The organism is uncultured Tenacibaculum sp., assembly GCF_947494125.1.
Taxonomy (GTDB): domain Bacteria; phylum Bacteroidota; class Bacteroidia; order Flavobacteriales; family Flavobacteriaceae; genus Polaribacter.
In genome coordinates this window covers 16,370-32,412 of the sequence record NZ_CANLTU010000017.1, presented here as the reverse complement: position 1 = coordinate 32,412, position 16,043 = coordinate 16,370, and the positions used below count along the sequence as shown (strand labels likewise).

The window sequence follows — 16,043 nt, the reverse complement described above, 5'->3', positions numbered from 1 at the left end:
TTATGAAAAAAGTGATTTTACTATTACTAATAATAATTTTCTCGATTAGTACATTTGGGCAAAAAAGTGAATTCAAATTAATAGCATTAGACTCTACCTGGGGGCAAGAAGTAATTCGTTTTCCAGCAAGACACATGGATTATATCGGTGTTGGAGAAATTAGATTCCCTCCTAAAAGAAGTTGGATAAAACCAGAGCATCCTTTCTTTTGGTCTTACACATATGCCTGGAATATTAATGTGAATAGGAAAATTCCTGAAAAAGAATTAGAAATAGCTTTAGTAAAATATTTTAACAGCTTAAATAAAGTTGATATGAATGCAGCTACTGATAATCGATATGCTTCCGCAAAAATGACTAAAACTAAAAAAGAAAAACTTACCACATATTTTAAAGGATATGTAAAAACATTTGATCGATTTGCCACCAACAAAAGAATCAAACTAAATGTTTTAATTGAGAGTTCTTATTGTAAGAAAAAACAACGGACCTTTATTTTATTTAAATTCTCTCCGAAAAACTTTAATCATACTATTTGGAGAACATTAAAAAAAATAAAAATTTACAATCATTTATGTAATAATCAATAAAAAAAGCCTCGCAAAATTGCGAGGCTTTACGCTATTTTCAAACACTCTAATATTCGAATGTTCCGTATTCACTTTTAATTGTTAGCTTCTTTTTATCAGTCGCTTCAACTCTACCAACTATTTGTGCATTTACATTATACGATTTAGAAATAGTCATAATCTCATCCGCAATTTCTGGAGAAACATATAGCTCCATTCTGTGTCCACAATTAAAAACTTGATACATTTCTTTCCAATCTGTTTTAGATTGTTCTTGTATCAATTTAAATAATGGTGGAATTGGAAACATATTATCTTTTACAATATGTAAATTATCTACAAAATGTAATATTTTAGTTTGCGCTCCACCAGAACAATGAATCATTCCATGAACAGTATCTGAATTAAATTTTGATAAAATTTCTTTTATAATTGGTGCATACGTTCTTGTTGGTGATAATACTAACTTACCTGCATCTATTGAAGAATCTTTAACTTCATCCGTTAATTTTGTATTACCTGAATAAACTAAATCGGTGGGTACAGAAGCATCAAAACTTTCTGGATATTTATCTGCTAAATACTTATGAAATACATCATGACGTGCAGATGTTAATCCGTTAGACCCCATCCCTCCATTGTATTCTTTTTCATAAGTAGCTTGCCCAAAAGACTCTAAACCTACAATTACATCACCATCTTTTATATTGGCATTGTCAATTACATCAGTGCGTTTCATACGTGCTGTTACCGTAGAATCTACAATAATAGTACGAACTAAATCTCCTACATCAGCAGTTTCACCACCTGTAGAATGAATTGTTACTCCAAAATCTTTCAACTCTGCAATTAACTCCTCTGTTCCATTAATAATTGCGGATAATACTTCTCCAGGAATATTACTTTTATTACGTCCTATAGTTGACGATAACATTATATTATCTGTAGCTCCTACACACAATAAATCATCAATATTCATAATTAATGCATCTTGTGCTATTCCTTTCCAAACAGATATATCTCCTGTTTCTTTCCAGTACATATAAGCTAATGACGATTTTGTTCCTGCACCATCTGCGTGCATAATTAAACAATAATCATCATCATTAGTTAAATAATCTGGAACAATTTTACAAAATGCTTTTGGAAATAATCCTTTATCAATATTCTTAATAGCATTGTGAACATCTTCTTTAGATGCCGATACTCCGCGTTGTGCGTAGCGTTTAGATACTTCGTTACTCATGTGTTGTGTTGTTGTTAGTGCAAATTTAGTTTTTCTTAATTTCATATCAAGAAAAAAGCGAACGTTTTTTAACGTTCGCTTTTTAATTTTGAGTTAGTTATACCGTATTATTCCCAATCTGGCATTATAGCATTTGCAAATACAATTGTACGCTCTATATTTCCTGATAAATTAGTTCTCATTATATTTTTTTGCGAAATACCATCATTAGATGTGTTTACAAAAATAAGATCTGCTTCATTTGGAGAAAATCTCGGGTCTAAATCATTTGTTCCACTTACTTTTTCACTACTTGATGCATCAATAAAACTCATATCGGTAAAATTGTAAATAAATAGTCTAGTGTCTAATTGTCTATAGTTTGTTGCTTGGTGATTTGAAATATCTCTAGCAAATAACAATTTATTTCCCGATGCTGATAAGTTTATACCTCCCATAGCTCCTATAACACCTGATATAACAGTATCTAAAACATTTCCATCCGTATCAATTATCAATATAGCTCCATTGTATCCGTTTGCATTGTTGGTTTTTATCGCTATTTTTGTTCCATCACTACTCCAATCACATTCTGATATTAAACTCCCATCTGTGGTTTCATATATACTTTGTAAACCACTACCATCTTTGTTTATTGAATATAGTTTACCAAAATTAGAGTATAGTAATTTACTTCCATCTGGCGACCATGAAAAATCCATTTCATTTAAATTAAAACCTGCTACTGGAATTGTTGATGTTACTTTTTGAATATCATTTCCATTGGTTTTCATTGTATAGATATGTGCCTCATTATTATCTATCCTTAGAAAAGCTATTAAATTTGTTATGTTATTTCTCCTTGGTCTCCATGAATTTAAGTTAGAATTTGTTAACTGAACTGTATTTGAAACTTCATTATTTGCGTCGTTAAAACTTGAAGAATAAATAACATTATTCCCTCCTTCATTCTTCACATAAAAATATCGATTTCCTGGGTCGCTTTTAATTGTAAAAGACCGAATACTACTTATAACTTCTGTATTTATACCATCAGTTACTTCAACACTCCAAAAATATTTTGCTCCATATTTCAAATCAGATAATTGATGCTTTTTTTCTTTAATATCTGTAATTCTAGTTACATCATTATTAAAATCATTTCTAATTTCAATAACATACGTTAATTCGTCTTCTTCAGGATCTGTTGATTCCCATGTTAATTCTACTTCGTTTGGTAAATCTACTATCCCATCGTTTGGTGTTAAAAGTTCAGGTTTTGTTGGTGGTTTATTCAAAGCTGTTGAAATCTCCATTTCTAAAACAACATTTACTACAGCTTCTACACTCACTGTAGCACCTTCAAATTTATCTAAATACCCTTCTTTTGTTGCTTGTACCGAATATTCTTGTACCTCTACTCTTTCAAATTTAAAATTTCCTTCTGCATCTGTAAATACCGTATTATTTGTAGGCGACAATGTTATTTTTACATTTTCTAATGGAATAAAACCGTCCTTTTTAACAACTTTCCCCGTTAAATCTCCATATTCTATTAAACCTACAGTTCCATCTTCACCACATTGAATAAAAACGAGTATTAGTAACAACAAGCTTATTTTTTTAATTATTTTTTTCATCTGAATTTCTTTTTTAAAAATAGACATTAATACCTGCTCCAAAACGCCATACTAAATCGTTTTTCTCACCAACTATTTGCCTATCTAAATTATCACTTAGCAGCATGTTGTATTCTCCATTTACAAAAATCCCAACCTTATTTGTAATTAAATATTCTACTCCCAATCCTCCTTGGAATTTAAAAAAAGTATGTTCTAAGTTTTTCCTTGATATAGATCCAATTCCCCCATAGATGTATGGTGTGAATTTTTCATATGGTAAAATTGTATATTCTAAATTAAGCCCTGATGTTATAAAAGCTTCATGAAAAGTTCTCTTATTATCTAATTCAAATCTTCCTATTGTTCCCCAAAAATTAAACTTAGGATCTTTAAATGTGTATTTAAATTTAAAATCGAAACCAAATTGATATGTTGAACTAGCATAATCGCCACTAATTCTAGACATTCCCATACTAGCTCCTATAGCCAATTTATCTCTTCTATTTTCTTCTTTTCTATTAAAAAGCTTTGTGCTTTTCGCTTCTATTTTTTCTTTCCTATATACTTCCTTTATATAATCTATCGCTGGTTGACCTCCTTTTGGCTGCCAAATTCCATCAACAACTCCTTCAACTATTAATAAATCTACTGCTTTATCTATGGCTTCTTTTACAGCCAACTGAGATGGTTCGTTTTTTGTAACCCCTGTTTCAACTTCTAATAATCTTCTCAAGGAAACATAGCGATATAAATTTGCTGATATTCCTTGAGAAAGTATTGTTTTTGAAACATATACATTCTTCAAAATCTCTCCTGTTGATGTAGAAACTATCCTTAAATAAACAGTAATTCTATCTTGACGGTATTGATTAGATGCTCCAACACCAAAATATCGCAACCCTGAGCCTCCTGTAATAATATTAGAGTCATATGAAACGACTCCTCCTTCAATTATTGTACCTGCAAAAAGTAATGGCGGCATGGTTACTTTTTTTCCATTTGCATACTCTTGCCTTGTATTTCTAATTATTTGACGTTCGTTTAGTAGATTCCCTATATTCTCTCGTTCTATAGGTCTAAACCATCCGGACTCTTCTAGTGATTTTAATAAAATTGTTGTACCACCTTGTGTTACTGCTGTACTAAATGTTGATCCATTTTGAACAGGTTTATATTGTCCCGTTTGATCTCGAAACTTATAAACTCCTACAATAATTTTATCTGATGGTAAAAAACTCTTTGCTAAAGCCTCTGGAGAAGTACTTTCTCCTATTCTTGCTTTTGTTTGAGTAAATGGTTGGTTAAAATAAGCTCCGCAGCTCGTTAATACGCATAGTATTAACAAGTAAATTATACTTGTGCATTTTTTCATAGTTATTTAGTTACCGTTAGGGATTGTAATTTGTGTTTGCTCTCCTGTAGTCACATTAAGTATACTCACATTCAAGCCATTAGTACCTGGTGTAATTTCTACAACCAAGTCTCCAAAAGTATAGGTACCCACTGTTAAATTTGTATTCCCTAATTGCTGTTGAAATAAACTTTGCGACAACGAACTAAGCAATCTTCTATTTAAACTATTTGTGAAATTTTCTAAGTCTGTAGGTACATTTCTTTGACTATCATCTTCTTCTGTAAAATCATTTTGTGCTGTTACAGAAGCTATAATTTGCTGGTAATTAAATGTGTCCCCTCCAAAAAATGGACTTATTGGTCTGTATACCAAATCTTGCGAATACACAAAACTAGAGACTAAAAATAAAAAAAGTAGTAATTTTTGTTTCATATCTATTTCTATTTAAATTTTATATTTTTCTACTAAAAGTTGATTTATACTTTTGATTATACACTCTTAGCTTCCTCATCGCTCTTACAACATTCGTTTTTAAATAATCTTCTTGTGGTCTTGCAAAAAACTCGTGAATTTTTTTTCCTTCTACTTCTATTGACAGCATACTATTACGGCCTAGCGCTGGTTTTTCTACTATTTTCACTATAAAAGGGTAATTTTTACCTGTTACTAAATACTCTTTATAAAAAAAATCATGATAATCTTTACCTATTCTGGTAATTGCTTCATCTATTACAATTCCTCTAATTAAAAATTGTGCTTCATTTACTACCTTTTTCACTTTCTCTTTTGGAATAAGAAATAAAGTATCTCTGTGGATTAACTTATTTTTATGTTTTATAAATAAGTACACTTTAAGTTCCTCATTCTTTTTTACATTTATCTTAATAACCGATAATTGTTTTTCTTCTTTAGGCCTAAGTGAAAAATCATTTGACTGGCTATTTTTTGAATAATTCCCTGAAGCTCCTTTTTTTAATGCTACAAAATTGTAGTTCAACTCATCTATAAAAAATTGTTCTAGGTTCAACACCTGAGCTCTTAATGTTAAAAAATCATCTGTTTTAATTAAATTAATACCACCCTTAACTTTGTAGTTATCAAACTCTTGACCACAAACAAAAGATACAAAAAAAACAGCTAACACCCAAAAAGCAGTATTTTTTTTAAAGCTAATATTCATAACTAATAATTAATAATATTCATACTAGCCCCTCCAAATTGAGTTATTTTAAGATTACTAAACATAGAGTTTGTGCCAATAATTTTTAATGAATTAGCATTTCCTGTTTGTAGTATTCCTAAATTTATTTGTTGATTATTTCTATAATTCAAAAACTGATAATTATTTTGATTTCCTATTTGATATACTTTATGTTTTCCTTGTGCTAGTTTATTATCAATGTTTGCTATATTTTCATTACCAATTTGCTTTAACGAAATTATTGTGCTATTTGTTTGTTGCAATCTAACTTGAAAACCGTTATTATATTTTTCTGATAATTCTATTTGATTTAACTGCAATTCATTTGAAAAATAGCTAGGAAGCTTTTCATTTTGAGCATTTAACAAAAATGAAAACAATAAAACTAAAACAACAATTATTTTTTTAATCACTCCCATATCTTTGTTTTTTAATTTAAAAAAATGGAGCGAGAATATTATTCTCACTCCATTTTAAACTATTAAATACTACCTGGTCCAGTTTGAATAACTTGTGCTTTATTCATATTACCTCTTTGTAATACACATGAAGCATTGTTTCCTCCTTGGTTAGCTATTTGATTTACTACAGATGAATTTTTATCTCCAATTTGATTTACCAAACTACAGTTATTACCCATATCTGAGTCTTGAGTAACACATGATTTATTATCATCTCCTACTTGATTAACTGTAGATATGTTACAAATACTTGGGTCATCAGTTGTAGTTGTCTGAGTTTCTAATGAACTATTTCCATTTCCTGACTGATAAACAGACGCATAGTTATGAGAACCTGTTTGGTCTTGTTCTGCTGCATTATCATCTCCAATTTGATTTGCAAAAGCTACACTACCACTAGATCCATTTGGCCCACTAGTTTGCTTTTGCACAACTGAATTTCTATTTCCTGTTTGATATGCTGAAGCTTCATTATTATCATATCTTTGTCTTTGATACGATTTATTATCGTCACCCCATTGCGCTACATAAGTTAAGTTACCTTCTGCCTGTTTAGCTGAATCGTCTCCTATATCTTGTTTTGCATAATTACCATCACCACTTTGCCAAACACGAGCCTTATTTGCATTACCAAATTGTTTAACATCAGCTCCGTTACCATTACCTATTTGTTCAGTAGATGCTAAATTACCTTCTCCTCCTGGAACAAAGTTAGAATTATCTTGTCTAATTAATGACATGTTACTGTTACCATACTGCTCTCCTTTAGCTTGGTTACTATCACCAATCTGCTGGATATCTACTTTATTTTTTCCTTCAATAATAAAGTCTTCTGGACACTCTACTTGCTCCACTTCACAGTCAGCACATACTGGTTTTTCAGCATTAGTTCTTGCTTTTGCATGTGTTGGCGTACCAGCTCTTTTCCCAATAGCATCCTGAATTGACGGACTATAAACATTTTGCGTTTGAGAAAATGCCATACCTGTAGCTAAACATAAAGCTACTATTAATAATTTTTTCATAATTAATAATTTTAAAATACGTTAGTTAAATTTTAACATACCATATATCTACGCTATATACTTATAACGATTAGGGTATGTTATTAAAATATTGGGGTAGAATAAAATTACTAGGGTAAAATGATATGACTGAGGTGCGTCACTTTTCATTTTCATCAACCTATTGAGTAGGTCGTACTAAAAACTATATATAGTTTGCGTGTTTAAACATAGCTAAGATACAACTTTTAACTATCTATTAAAATACCTATTTACTTTAGAGCTTAATTTTTAAAAATCTTAAAAATTAAAAAAACAAGGAAATATAAGGGAGAGAAGTATATTTTATATTTCATTTACAACATTAAAAAAGGGGGAAAACCCCCTTTTCAAACAAGTAAATCCTTTAATTAAATAAAGTCTTTTATCTCGTAAAAAGTAATTCTCTATACTTTGTTAAAGGCCATAAATTATCATCCACCATTAATTCTAGTTTATCACAATGGTAACGAATTTCCTCAAAATAAGGTGTTACTTTATCACAGTATGCATCAGCATTTTTTTGTCCAACTAATTTATTAGCTTTCTTTCGCTCATCAGTCATTTGCTCTATTTTGGAGTTTATTTCTGCAATATGATTTGATATTTTCTGTATTAAATCAATTTGTTCTTTTGAAAACTTTTTAAATTCTTCTCCAAAAATTTCCTTTAAACCTTTTACATTTTCTATCAATGTATTTTGATATTGAATTGCTGTAGGTATTACATGGTTTCTTGCTACATCTGCCAACACTCTACTTTCTATTTGAATACGCTTCGAATATTCTTCTAACTCAATTTCATGTCTTGCCTCCACTTCTACTTTATTCATCACCTTCATTTCTTCATAAAGCTTAATTGCTTTATCTGAAACCTTAGCCTTTAATGCATTTGGAGTTGTATTATTATTACTTAAGCCTCTTTTCTTAGCTTCTTTTTCCCATGCTTCACCGTAACCATCCCCTTCAAATCGCACTTTCTTTGATGCTTTAATATATTCTCTTAATACATTAAAAACGGCTTCATCTTTCTTTAAACTCTTTGTTTCAACTAGTTTATCAACTTCAATCTTAAACTCTTTTAATTGTTTTGCTATGATAGTATTTAAAACTGTCATTGGACCTGCACAATTAGACCACGAACCTACTGCTCGCAATTCAAACTTATTCCCCGTAAAAGCAAATGGAGAGGTTCTATTTCTATCAGTATTATCTAATAATATTTCAGGAATTTTACCTACTATATTTAATTTTAAATCTGTTTTTTCTTGAGGTGATAACTTTCCTTTTGTTACATTTTCTAATTCGTCTAATACCGATGATAATTGTGACCCTATAAAAACTGATATTATTGCTGGCGGCGCTTCGTTTGCTCCCAAACGATGGTCATTACTAGCACTTGCAATTGACGCTCTTATCAACTCTTCATAATCATAAACCGCTTTTATTGTATTTACAAAAAAGGTTAAGAATTGTAAGTTTTTCATAGGAGTTTTCCCTGGGCTTAATAAATTAACTCCTGTATTGGTTGCCAAACTCCAATTGTTATGTTTTCCTGACCCATTAATTCCTGCAAATGGTTTTTCATGAAACAACACTTTAAACTGATGACGTTGCGAAACTTTTTCCATCACGTCCATTAATAATGAATTATGATCTACGGCTAAATTTGCTTCTTCAAAAATAGGTGCTAGTTCAAACTGATTTGGAGCTACCTCATTATGACGTGTTTTTACTGGAATACCCAATAACATACATTCTTGCTCTAAATCTCGCATAAAACTCATAACCCTGGTAGGTATTGAACCAAAATAATGATCATCTAATTGCTGACCTTTTGCTGGCGAATGTCCTAACAAAGTTCTACCGGTCATCATTAAATCTGGCCTAGCTGATGCTAATGCTGTATCTATTAAAAAATATTCTTGCTCCCAACCTAAGGTTGCATTTACTTTAGAAACATTTTTATCGAAATATTTACAAACTGCTGTTGCTGCTGTATCTACTGCCTGTAACGCCCTTAACAAAGGTGCTTTATTATCTAATGCTTCACCTGTATAAGCTACAAAAACCGTAGGAATACATAAAGTTGTACCATATATAAATGCTGGCGATGTTGGATCCCAAGCAGTATAACCACGAGCTTCAAATGTATTTCTAATTCCTCCATTCGGAAAACTAGATGCATCTGGTTCTTGCTGTACTAATTGCCCACCATCAAAACGTTCCATTGCACCGCCTCCTTCTATTGTTTCAAAAAAAGCATCATGTTTTTCAGCTGTAGCTCCTGTTAATGGCTGAAACCAATGTGTATAATGTGTTGCTCCTTTAGACAATGCCCAATCTTTCATACTCACCGCAATTTGATCAGCAATCTTTCTGTCTATTTTAGTTCCAAATTCAACAGCATCCATAACGCTTTGATACGCCTCTTTTGTCATATACTGACGCATTGCTGGTTCATTAAAAACATTCTTCCCGAATAATTCAGAACGTCGCCCTTTTTCTTCAATAAAAACTGGTTTTCTGTGCAACGTTTCTTGTAATGCATTAAATCTTAAAGTAGACATTATATATATGGTATAAATTCAGTAGCAAAAATATAAATTTTTAATGAATCCGTAAACACCCCCTAAAAAAACAGGGTTAAATTAAATTAAAGTTAACTTTTTAAAGTTTAACCCCTGAAAATTTTAATACTTAAAATAAAATATTCATTTTTGCAAAGAATTTAAATCTAAAAAATATATTCTCATATTATCATGGCTAAAATTAAGTTAGAGTACATTTGGTTAGATGGTTACAAACCAACACAAAACCTAAGAAGCAAAACTAAAGTTGAAGATCACGACAATTTTCAAGGAACTTTAAACGAAATTAAAAACTGGTCTTTTGATGGATCTTCAACAAAGCAAGCTTCAGGAGGCTCTTCTGATTGCATATTGAAACCTGTAGCTATTTACCCAGATCCTACTCGTATTAATGGCTATATAGTTATGACTGAAGTTTTGAATTCTGATGGAACTCCTCACGAATCAAATGCTCGTGCAACAATTAATGATGATGATAATGATTTTTGGTTTGGTTTCGAACAAGAATATTTCATTATGGATCGTACGACACAACTTCCTTTAGGATTCCCTGTAGGTGGTTATCCTGGACCTCAAGGTATGTACTACTGCTCTGTAGGTGGAAGAAATACGCATGGTAGAGACTTTGTTGAAAAACATGCTGACTTATGTATTGATGCTGGATTAAATTTCGAAGGAATTAACCAAGAGGTTGCTTCTGGACAATGGGAATTCCAATTATTTGCCAAAGGTGCTAAAAAAGCTGGTGATGAAATTTGGGTTGCTAGATATTTATTAGACAGATTAACTGAACAATATGGCTACTATATTGAGTACCACCCAAAACCTGTTAAAGGTGACTGGAATGGTTCTGGTATGCACGCTAACTTTTCTAATGAAGTTTTAAGAACTTGTGGTTCCAAAGAAATTTACATGAAAGTATGTGAAGCTTTTAGACCTGTTACCAAAGAACATATTGACATTTATGGCGCGCACAACGACCAACGTTTAACTGGTTTACATGAAACTGCTTCTATTACAGATTTTAGTTACGGTATTTCAGACAGAGGTGCTTCTATCCGTATTCCTATTTTAACTGTAGAAAGTGGCTGGAAAGGTTATTTAGAAGACAGAAGACCTGCATCAAACGGTGACCCATATAAAATTGCCTCAAGAATTATAAAAACTGTAAAACCAGTTTGCGATAGTTTATAAATTTCCACAACAACACAACACACAACAACAAGAAAGCCGCTAATAGCGGCTTTTTTATGCTTTATTTAAAATAAAATATCACCTATGAAATTGTTAAATATATAAACACTACGTATGAAGCTAATAGAACAATTCCATCTTTCCAGTTTAAACGTAATTTCTTTGGAAAAAACACCAATGGCAATACTATAAATGAAATGGCTAACATCCAATAGATGTCGTTATTTATTAAGCTTAATGCATCTGGTTTTACTTCTACTGGCGTTATCATTGAAGTAATACCTAATACCGCTAAAATATTAAATACATTAGATCCTATTAAATTCCCTAAAGAAATTGCTTTTTCTTTTTTCATTACCGCTATTATAGACGCTGCTAACTCAGGAACACTTGTTCCTACCGAAACCACGGTTACACCAATAATAGCCTCACTAACTCCTAAAGTCTTAGCCATTGTTATTGCTCCATCTATTAAAAGTTCCGAACCGCCCCATAAACCTATACCTCCTATTACTAAAAATAGTACAATTTTATACAGTGGCAACTCTTCATCATCCTCAGGCATTTCATCTACCACTGCTGTTTTTTGAAAACGTAATAAATAAATTAAAAATGCAATTAACATAGTAAATAAAATTACACCTTCATATCGCTGAATTATATTATCAAAAGCTATAAAAAAATACAATAACATAGAAGCAATCATCATTACAGGCCAATCTGTCTTATAAAAACTTTTTTCAACTTCTATTGTAGATAAAATTACTGTAATTCCTAATACCAGACCTATGTTTGCTATATTTGATCCTATCACATTTCCGACTGCCAATCCTGTTGCTCCATTTAAAGCCGACTTAACACTTACAATTAATTCTGGTGCAGAAGTAGCAAAAGAAACTACCGTCATACCAATTACTATTTTTGGTATATTAAGTTTTAAAGATAATCCTACTGCAGCTTTCAACAACCAATTTCCCCCAAGAACCAATAATAGCAATCCGAGTATTAAATAAACGAAACTCATATATTTTTTTTTGCGAAGGTAATGTTTTGACTCGGAAATACACAAGCATCAAAACACCATAAAATAGCTACCTCTTTTTTACTGACAATTGTTTTTTAAAATCTCATAAAAGATCTAAACCATAAAAAACACCTTTTTAAAAATCTACTTTCCTTTACTTTTTTAAAAAACAGAAAAAAAACCCTTTATTTTATTTCAATTTAAAACAATAAACATCTTTAAAAGTTATAAAATTAAACTAATTTGAAGAAAATAAAGTTGCATATTAAAACAGAAATGACATTTTTAACTTTAATTTAAAATTCAAATTAATTAATTCACTATAAAAGTTTTGGTGCTATAGTTTGCTTTCTCATATATTTAAAAAACAATTAAGAAATCAACTAATTTAACTAATCAAAAACACTTAAAACTAATGATTGCTATCACTCTAAAATTAATTATTATTGCTGTAAAAATTGCTACCCTAATTATATATTTACTCTTTTAATTATTCAAATTTGTAAGTGAACCTAATTAATTTGAATTTTAAACTAAATATTTTTTCAGTATTTTTGATATAGAATCAACTTACAATGAAAAAACTAGTGTTTAAATTTTTAGCCAAACTAAACAAGGCCCTTTTACCTTCTTTTACTAAAAAAGAATTGGATATCTCTAAAGCATCTAAATTTCAATTAGCAATTATTGGATGGCGTGCTTTTGTAACAATAAATTCGATGGATTAAAATCTTACAATTATGAAAGAACATATAAAAATTTACACTGGAACTTCTATTTTAACTAACAGACTTGCTTTCTTGCTTGATAAAGCTAAAATAGCTACTTTAATAAAAGATGATAAAGAATCTGGAAGACTTGCTGGTTTTGGAACCACTGGTGGTTCTAGCAATTTATTTATCTATAAATCTGATTTTGAGGGTGCTCAAAAAATAATTACTGATTTTAAAGAGGAATTAAATTTATAACTTAAATAAAAGTTCAAAAAAACTGTTTTTTTATTTTCTAGAATTAAAAAACATTCCTATATTTGCACCCGCAAAACGGCCTCGTGGCGCAACTGAATAGCGCACTTGATTACGGCTCAAGAGGTTACAGGTTTGAATCCTGTCGAGGTCACAAATAATAAAAAACGCAAAGCTCAACGCTTTTAGATTAAAATCTAAAACGTTGAGTTTTTGTCATTTACAGAAGTTTGTAAAAGAAAATCTACAGCTATGCAAATCCATACAAATAAATTATACGTCCCACATAACTACCCAACGAAAATGAGTGGGAAGTTTACACACAAAATCATCATAAAAAAGGACTACGTAAGAATAGACGGCACCTGTGCTCTGTATATTCAATTATTTCTAGATGGAAAAAGAAAACGTTTACCTCTTAATATTTTTGTAAACCCAAAAATATTTGACGAAAAAAGACAAGTGATAAAAGGTAACTCTCAACAAGTAAAGGACAACAACCTTGTAATAGGACAAAAATTAGCCGAAATCAATCATATTGCTGTAAATTATAGGCTTTCAGGAGCATATTTAACATTAGAAAAACTACTTGAGGACTTAAACAACCCATCATCTAAAGTTGATTTTATAAAATTTTGTGAAAAAGAATTAGAAAAACAAAAAAACACGTTAGCTAAAGGAACTTATAGACAGCAACTTTCAACCATCACTAAATTAAAGAAATTCAAAAATTCAATTCTATTTCAAGAAATAAATAATGACCTTATTAATGAATTAATAATTCACTGTAAGAAAAAATTAAAAAACAAGGACACTACAATTCAAACAACCCTAAAAAACTTTAAAAAATTCCTACACATTGCTAATAAAAAAGGCATTAGAACCGAATTAAAATTTGATGATATTACTGTAAAATCATTCAAAGGAGATAGAACCTTCTTAACTCCTGAGGAAATTAAAATCTTATACGAGTATAGAGAATCTAAATTCATTTTTAAAGCTCGAAAAAATATTTTAGATCGTTTTCTATTTTCTTGCTTTACCGGATTAAGGATATCCGACATACAAAACATATCTGATAAAAATATCATCGGAAACTTCCTTGCGTTTCAATCAGAAAAAACAGGGAAATTTCAAAAAATTAAATTAAATGAATCTGCAAAAAAATTTATAAATAGCAATAACGAATTCAATGGATCCTACACCAATGAGCATATAAATAGAGAATTGAAATTTATTGCTGGCGCTTGTGGAATTAAAAAGAACATTACTTTTCATGTTTCTCGTCATAGTTTTGCCACAAACTTTTTAATTAAAGGAGGAAGAATTGAAAATTTACAAAAAATATTAGGCCATTCGAATATTAGAGAGACAATGATTTATGTACATATAGTTGATAGTATTATGAATGAAGAAATCAACAACATGGATGATATAATAAACTAAACTACTAACGAGATTATTTTTCAAAAAACTATACTCATTGTACTCTAATTGAAATAAAAACACACAAAGACCTAATAGGCAGTTAATTAACACTAGTACAAACTTGAGTATAATACTAAAATAAACCTATTATTTAGTACTCTTTCAAACATGAAGTTTTGTACTCATAAAGAAAAATATCATTTTAATGCTTTTCAAAATCTTGAAACCTATAGTATAAATTAGTCTGTTTTTTCTTGCAACAGTTTTGTTGCAAACTGCAACAGAGTTGTTGCAACAGTTTGAGAAACTCTAGTATTTATAGGAGGTTGCATAGATTCCTCTTTAAAATATTTTTGCAACAGTTTTGTTGCACTTTGTTGCTGATTGTTGCAACAAGCATGTTTTTGTTGCTAAACTGTTGCATTTTTATTGCTGACTGTTGCAACAAGATGCAACAATCAGCAACAAAGTGCAACAGAATGTTTTCCGAAAGTTACTTATAACTATAGTTTTAATGCTTACAAATATATCAAAGGGTATAGAGAGATTTATGAACAAATAGTTGCAAAATAAAGGAAAGAGTAAAAAACTTGCATTAATAGCCGTTTGTAATAAGCCATTAAAACAAGCATTTCCAATTGCAAAATCAGGACTAACAAATGATGAAACTTATAGGAGAACTTTGAATGAAAATTAAATAAATATTACTTGCTTTTCACCACATTTCTTTATTGGTAAGTCGTTTTTTAATCATTAATCATATTCGGTAATTCGTAAATGAATTTTAAAAGCATTTCTGTAAATAATAATATTTTAAAAGCCTCGCCTTTTGTTTTCAATACGATTTTATGATTTGCCGTATTTCCGTGTTTTCTTATTTCGTCAACCCATTTTAGTCCGTTTGGTGGAATGTAATTTTTATCTTTTAAATAGTTGACATAATCAACAAAATTTAAACCTTCTTTTGCTCCCTCGCTAACTGAAATGTTCATTAGTAATTTTCGGCAGCACATTACTGTCGAAGTGTATGAGTGTGAAGACATACATCTACGAGCTTCTTGGTATAAATCTTCGACTTGTTTTTCCTTTATGTGCTTGATTAAATTCCCAAAACTTGTGTCAGGATATTGTTCATTATCCTCGTCAAAATATGTTGGATTTTTACAATTATAGCATATATAAATACTGCCTTTAATTCCTTCATAAGATTCGTGCCTTCCGTGTTTATTGGCACTTACTGTTCCGATTGCAGTAAATCCAAGTTCAGATGCAATTTCTCTTTCGCAGAACCCGCATTTATATTCTTTTGATGGTACATTATATGCTTCTTTCCAATTCATTTTTTTAATGTTTGCCAACGGTTGGTG

At 30.4% G+C, this 16,043-nt stretch carries 15 protein-coding genes, 1 tRNA gene and 1 pseudogene; 7 read left to right on the top strand and 10 right to left on the bottom strand.

Annotated features, from left to right (window positions below; genetic code table 11):
• The first annotated feature begins 2 nt into the window (after positions 1-2).
• Positions 3-590 (top strand): hypothetical protein, encoded by a 588-nt coding sequence (locus Q0881_RS16845; RefSeq protein ID WP_299162871.1) that lies wholly within the window; start codon positions 3-5, stop codon positions 588-590.
• A 46-nt stretch (positions 591-636) separates the two neighbouring features.
• Here the strand turns inward: Q0881_RS16845 and Q0881_RS16840 are convergent, their stop codons facing one another.
• From Q0881_RS16840 to Q0881_RS16805, 8 genes are all read right to left on the bottom strand, one after another.
• Positions 637-1,815 (bottom strand): AIR synthase related protein, encoded by a 1,179-nt coding sequence (locus Q0881_RS16840; RefSeq protein WP_299162868.1) that lies wholly within the window; start codon positions 1,813-1,815, stop codon positions 637-639.
• Between the two features lie 107 nt (positions 1,816-1,922).
• A complete protein-coding gene (locus Q0881_RS16835) occupies positions 1,923-3,434 on the bottom strand; it encodes a carboxypeptidase regulatory-like domain-containing protein (protein ID WP_299162865.1) in 1,512 nt (503 codons plus the stop codon).
• 13 nt (positions 3,435-3,447) lie between these two features.
• A complete protein-coding gene (locus tag Q0881_RS16830; RefSeq protein ID WP_299162864.1) occupies positions 3,448-4,788 on the bottom strand; it encodes a CsgG/HfaB family protein in 1,341 nt (446 codons plus the stop codon).
• A gap of 6 nt (positions 4,789-4,794) precedes the next feature.
• Positions 4,795-5,202: a curli assembly protein CsgF gene (locus tag Q0881_RS16825; RefSeq protein WP_299162861.1), complete on the bottom strand. Its 408-nt coding sequence runs from the start codon at positions 5,200-5,202 to the stop codon at positions 4,795-4,797.
• A gap of 19 nt (positions 5,203-5,221) precedes the next feature.
• Positions 5,222-5,950, bottom strand: a complete 729-nt coding sequence (locus Q0881_RS16820; RefSeq protein ID WP_299162859.1) for a CsgE family curli-type amyloid fiber assembly protein — start codon at positions 5,948-5,950, stop codon at positions 5,222-5,224.
• A 2-nt stretch (positions 5,951-5,952) separates the two neighbouring features.
• Positions 5,953-6,390 (bottom strand): hypothetical protein, encoded by a 438-nt coding sequence (locus Q0881_RS16815; protein ID WP_299162857.1) that lies wholly within the window; start codon positions 6,388-6,390, stop codon positions 5,953-5,955.
• Positions 6,391-6,452: 62 nt separating this feature from the next.
• On the bottom strand, positions 6,453-7,457 hold the full coding sequence (locus Q0881_RS16810; RefSeq protein WP_299162854.1) for a hypothetical protein: 1,005 nt from the start codon (positions 7,455-7,457) through the stop codon (positions 6,453-6,455).
• 403 nt (positions 7,458-7,860) lie between these two features.
• Positions 7,861-10,044, bottom strand: a complete 2,184-nt coding sequence (locus Q0881_RS16805; protein ID WP_299162851.1) for a glutamine synthetase III — start codon at positions 10,042-10,044, stop codon at positions 7,861-7,863.
• A 192-nt stretch (positions 10,045-10,236) separates the two neighbouring features.
• On the opposite strand from Q0881_RS16805, the gene Q0881_RS16800 reads away from it, so the two are divergent.
• Positions 10,237-11,259: a glutamine synthetase beta-grasp domain-containing protein gene (locus Q0881_RS16800; RefSeq protein WP_299162848.1), complete on the top strand. Its 1,023-nt coding sequence runs from the start codon at positions 10,237-10,239 to the stop codon at positions 11,257-11,259.
• Between the two features lie 82 nt (positions 11,260-11,341).
• Here Q0881_RS16800 and Q0881_RS16795 read toward each other — a convergent pair whose 3' ends face one another.
• Entirely contained in the window at positions 11,342-12,283 is a 942-nt protein-coding gene (locus Q0881_RS16795) for a calcium/sodium antiporter (RefSeq protein WP_299162846.1), read from the bottom strand.
• 575 nt (positions 12,284-12,858) lie between these two features.
• On the opposite strand from Q0881_RS16795, the gene Q0881_RS16790 reads away from it, so the two are divergent.
• From Q0881_RS16790 to Q0881_RS16770, 5 genes and pseudogenes are all read left to right on the top strand, one after another.
• The gene (locus Q0881_RS16790) at positions 12,859-13,011 is read left to right on the top strand and encodes an SsrA-binding protein (protein WP_299162843.1); all 153 of its coding nucleotides are present in this window, start codon (positions 12,859-12,861) and stop codon (positions 13,009-13,011) included.
• 12 nt (positions 13,012-13,023) lie between these two features.
• On the top strand, positions 13,024-13,251 hold the full coding sequence (locus Q0881_RS16785) for a DUF2007 domain-containing protein (RefSeq protein ID WP_299162841.1): 228 nt from the start codon (positions 13,024-13,026) through the stop codon (positions 13,249-13,251).
• A gap of 77 nt (positions 13,252-13,328) precedes the next feature.
• A tRNA-Arg gene (locus tag Q0881_RS16780) sits at positions 13,329-13,402 on the top strand.
• A 59-nt stretch (positions 13,403-13,461) separates the two neighbouring features.
• A complete protein-coding gene (locus Q0881_RS16775) occupies positions 13,462-14,694 on the top strand; it encodes a site-specific integrase (RefSeq protein WP_299162838.1) in 1,233 nt (410 codons plus the stop codon).
• A 489-nt stretch (positions 14,695-15,183) separates the two neighbouring features.
• Positions 15,184-15,373, top strand: a pseudogene (locus Q0881_RS16770) (IS110 family transposase); the annotation flags it as partial.
• A gap of 49 nt (positions 15,374-15,422) precedes the next feature.
• On the opposite strand, the gene Q0881_RS16765 reads toward Q0881_RS16770, so the two are convergent.
• Positions 15,423-16,016 carry a DUF4145 domain-containing protein gene (locus Q0881_RS16765; RefSeq protein ID WP_299162835.1) on the bottom strand — a complete coding sequence of 198 codons (594 nt, stop codon included), beginning with the start codon at positions 16,014-16,016 and terminating at the stop codon, positions 15,423-15,425.
• Positions 16,017-16,043: the final 27 nt, after the last annotated feature.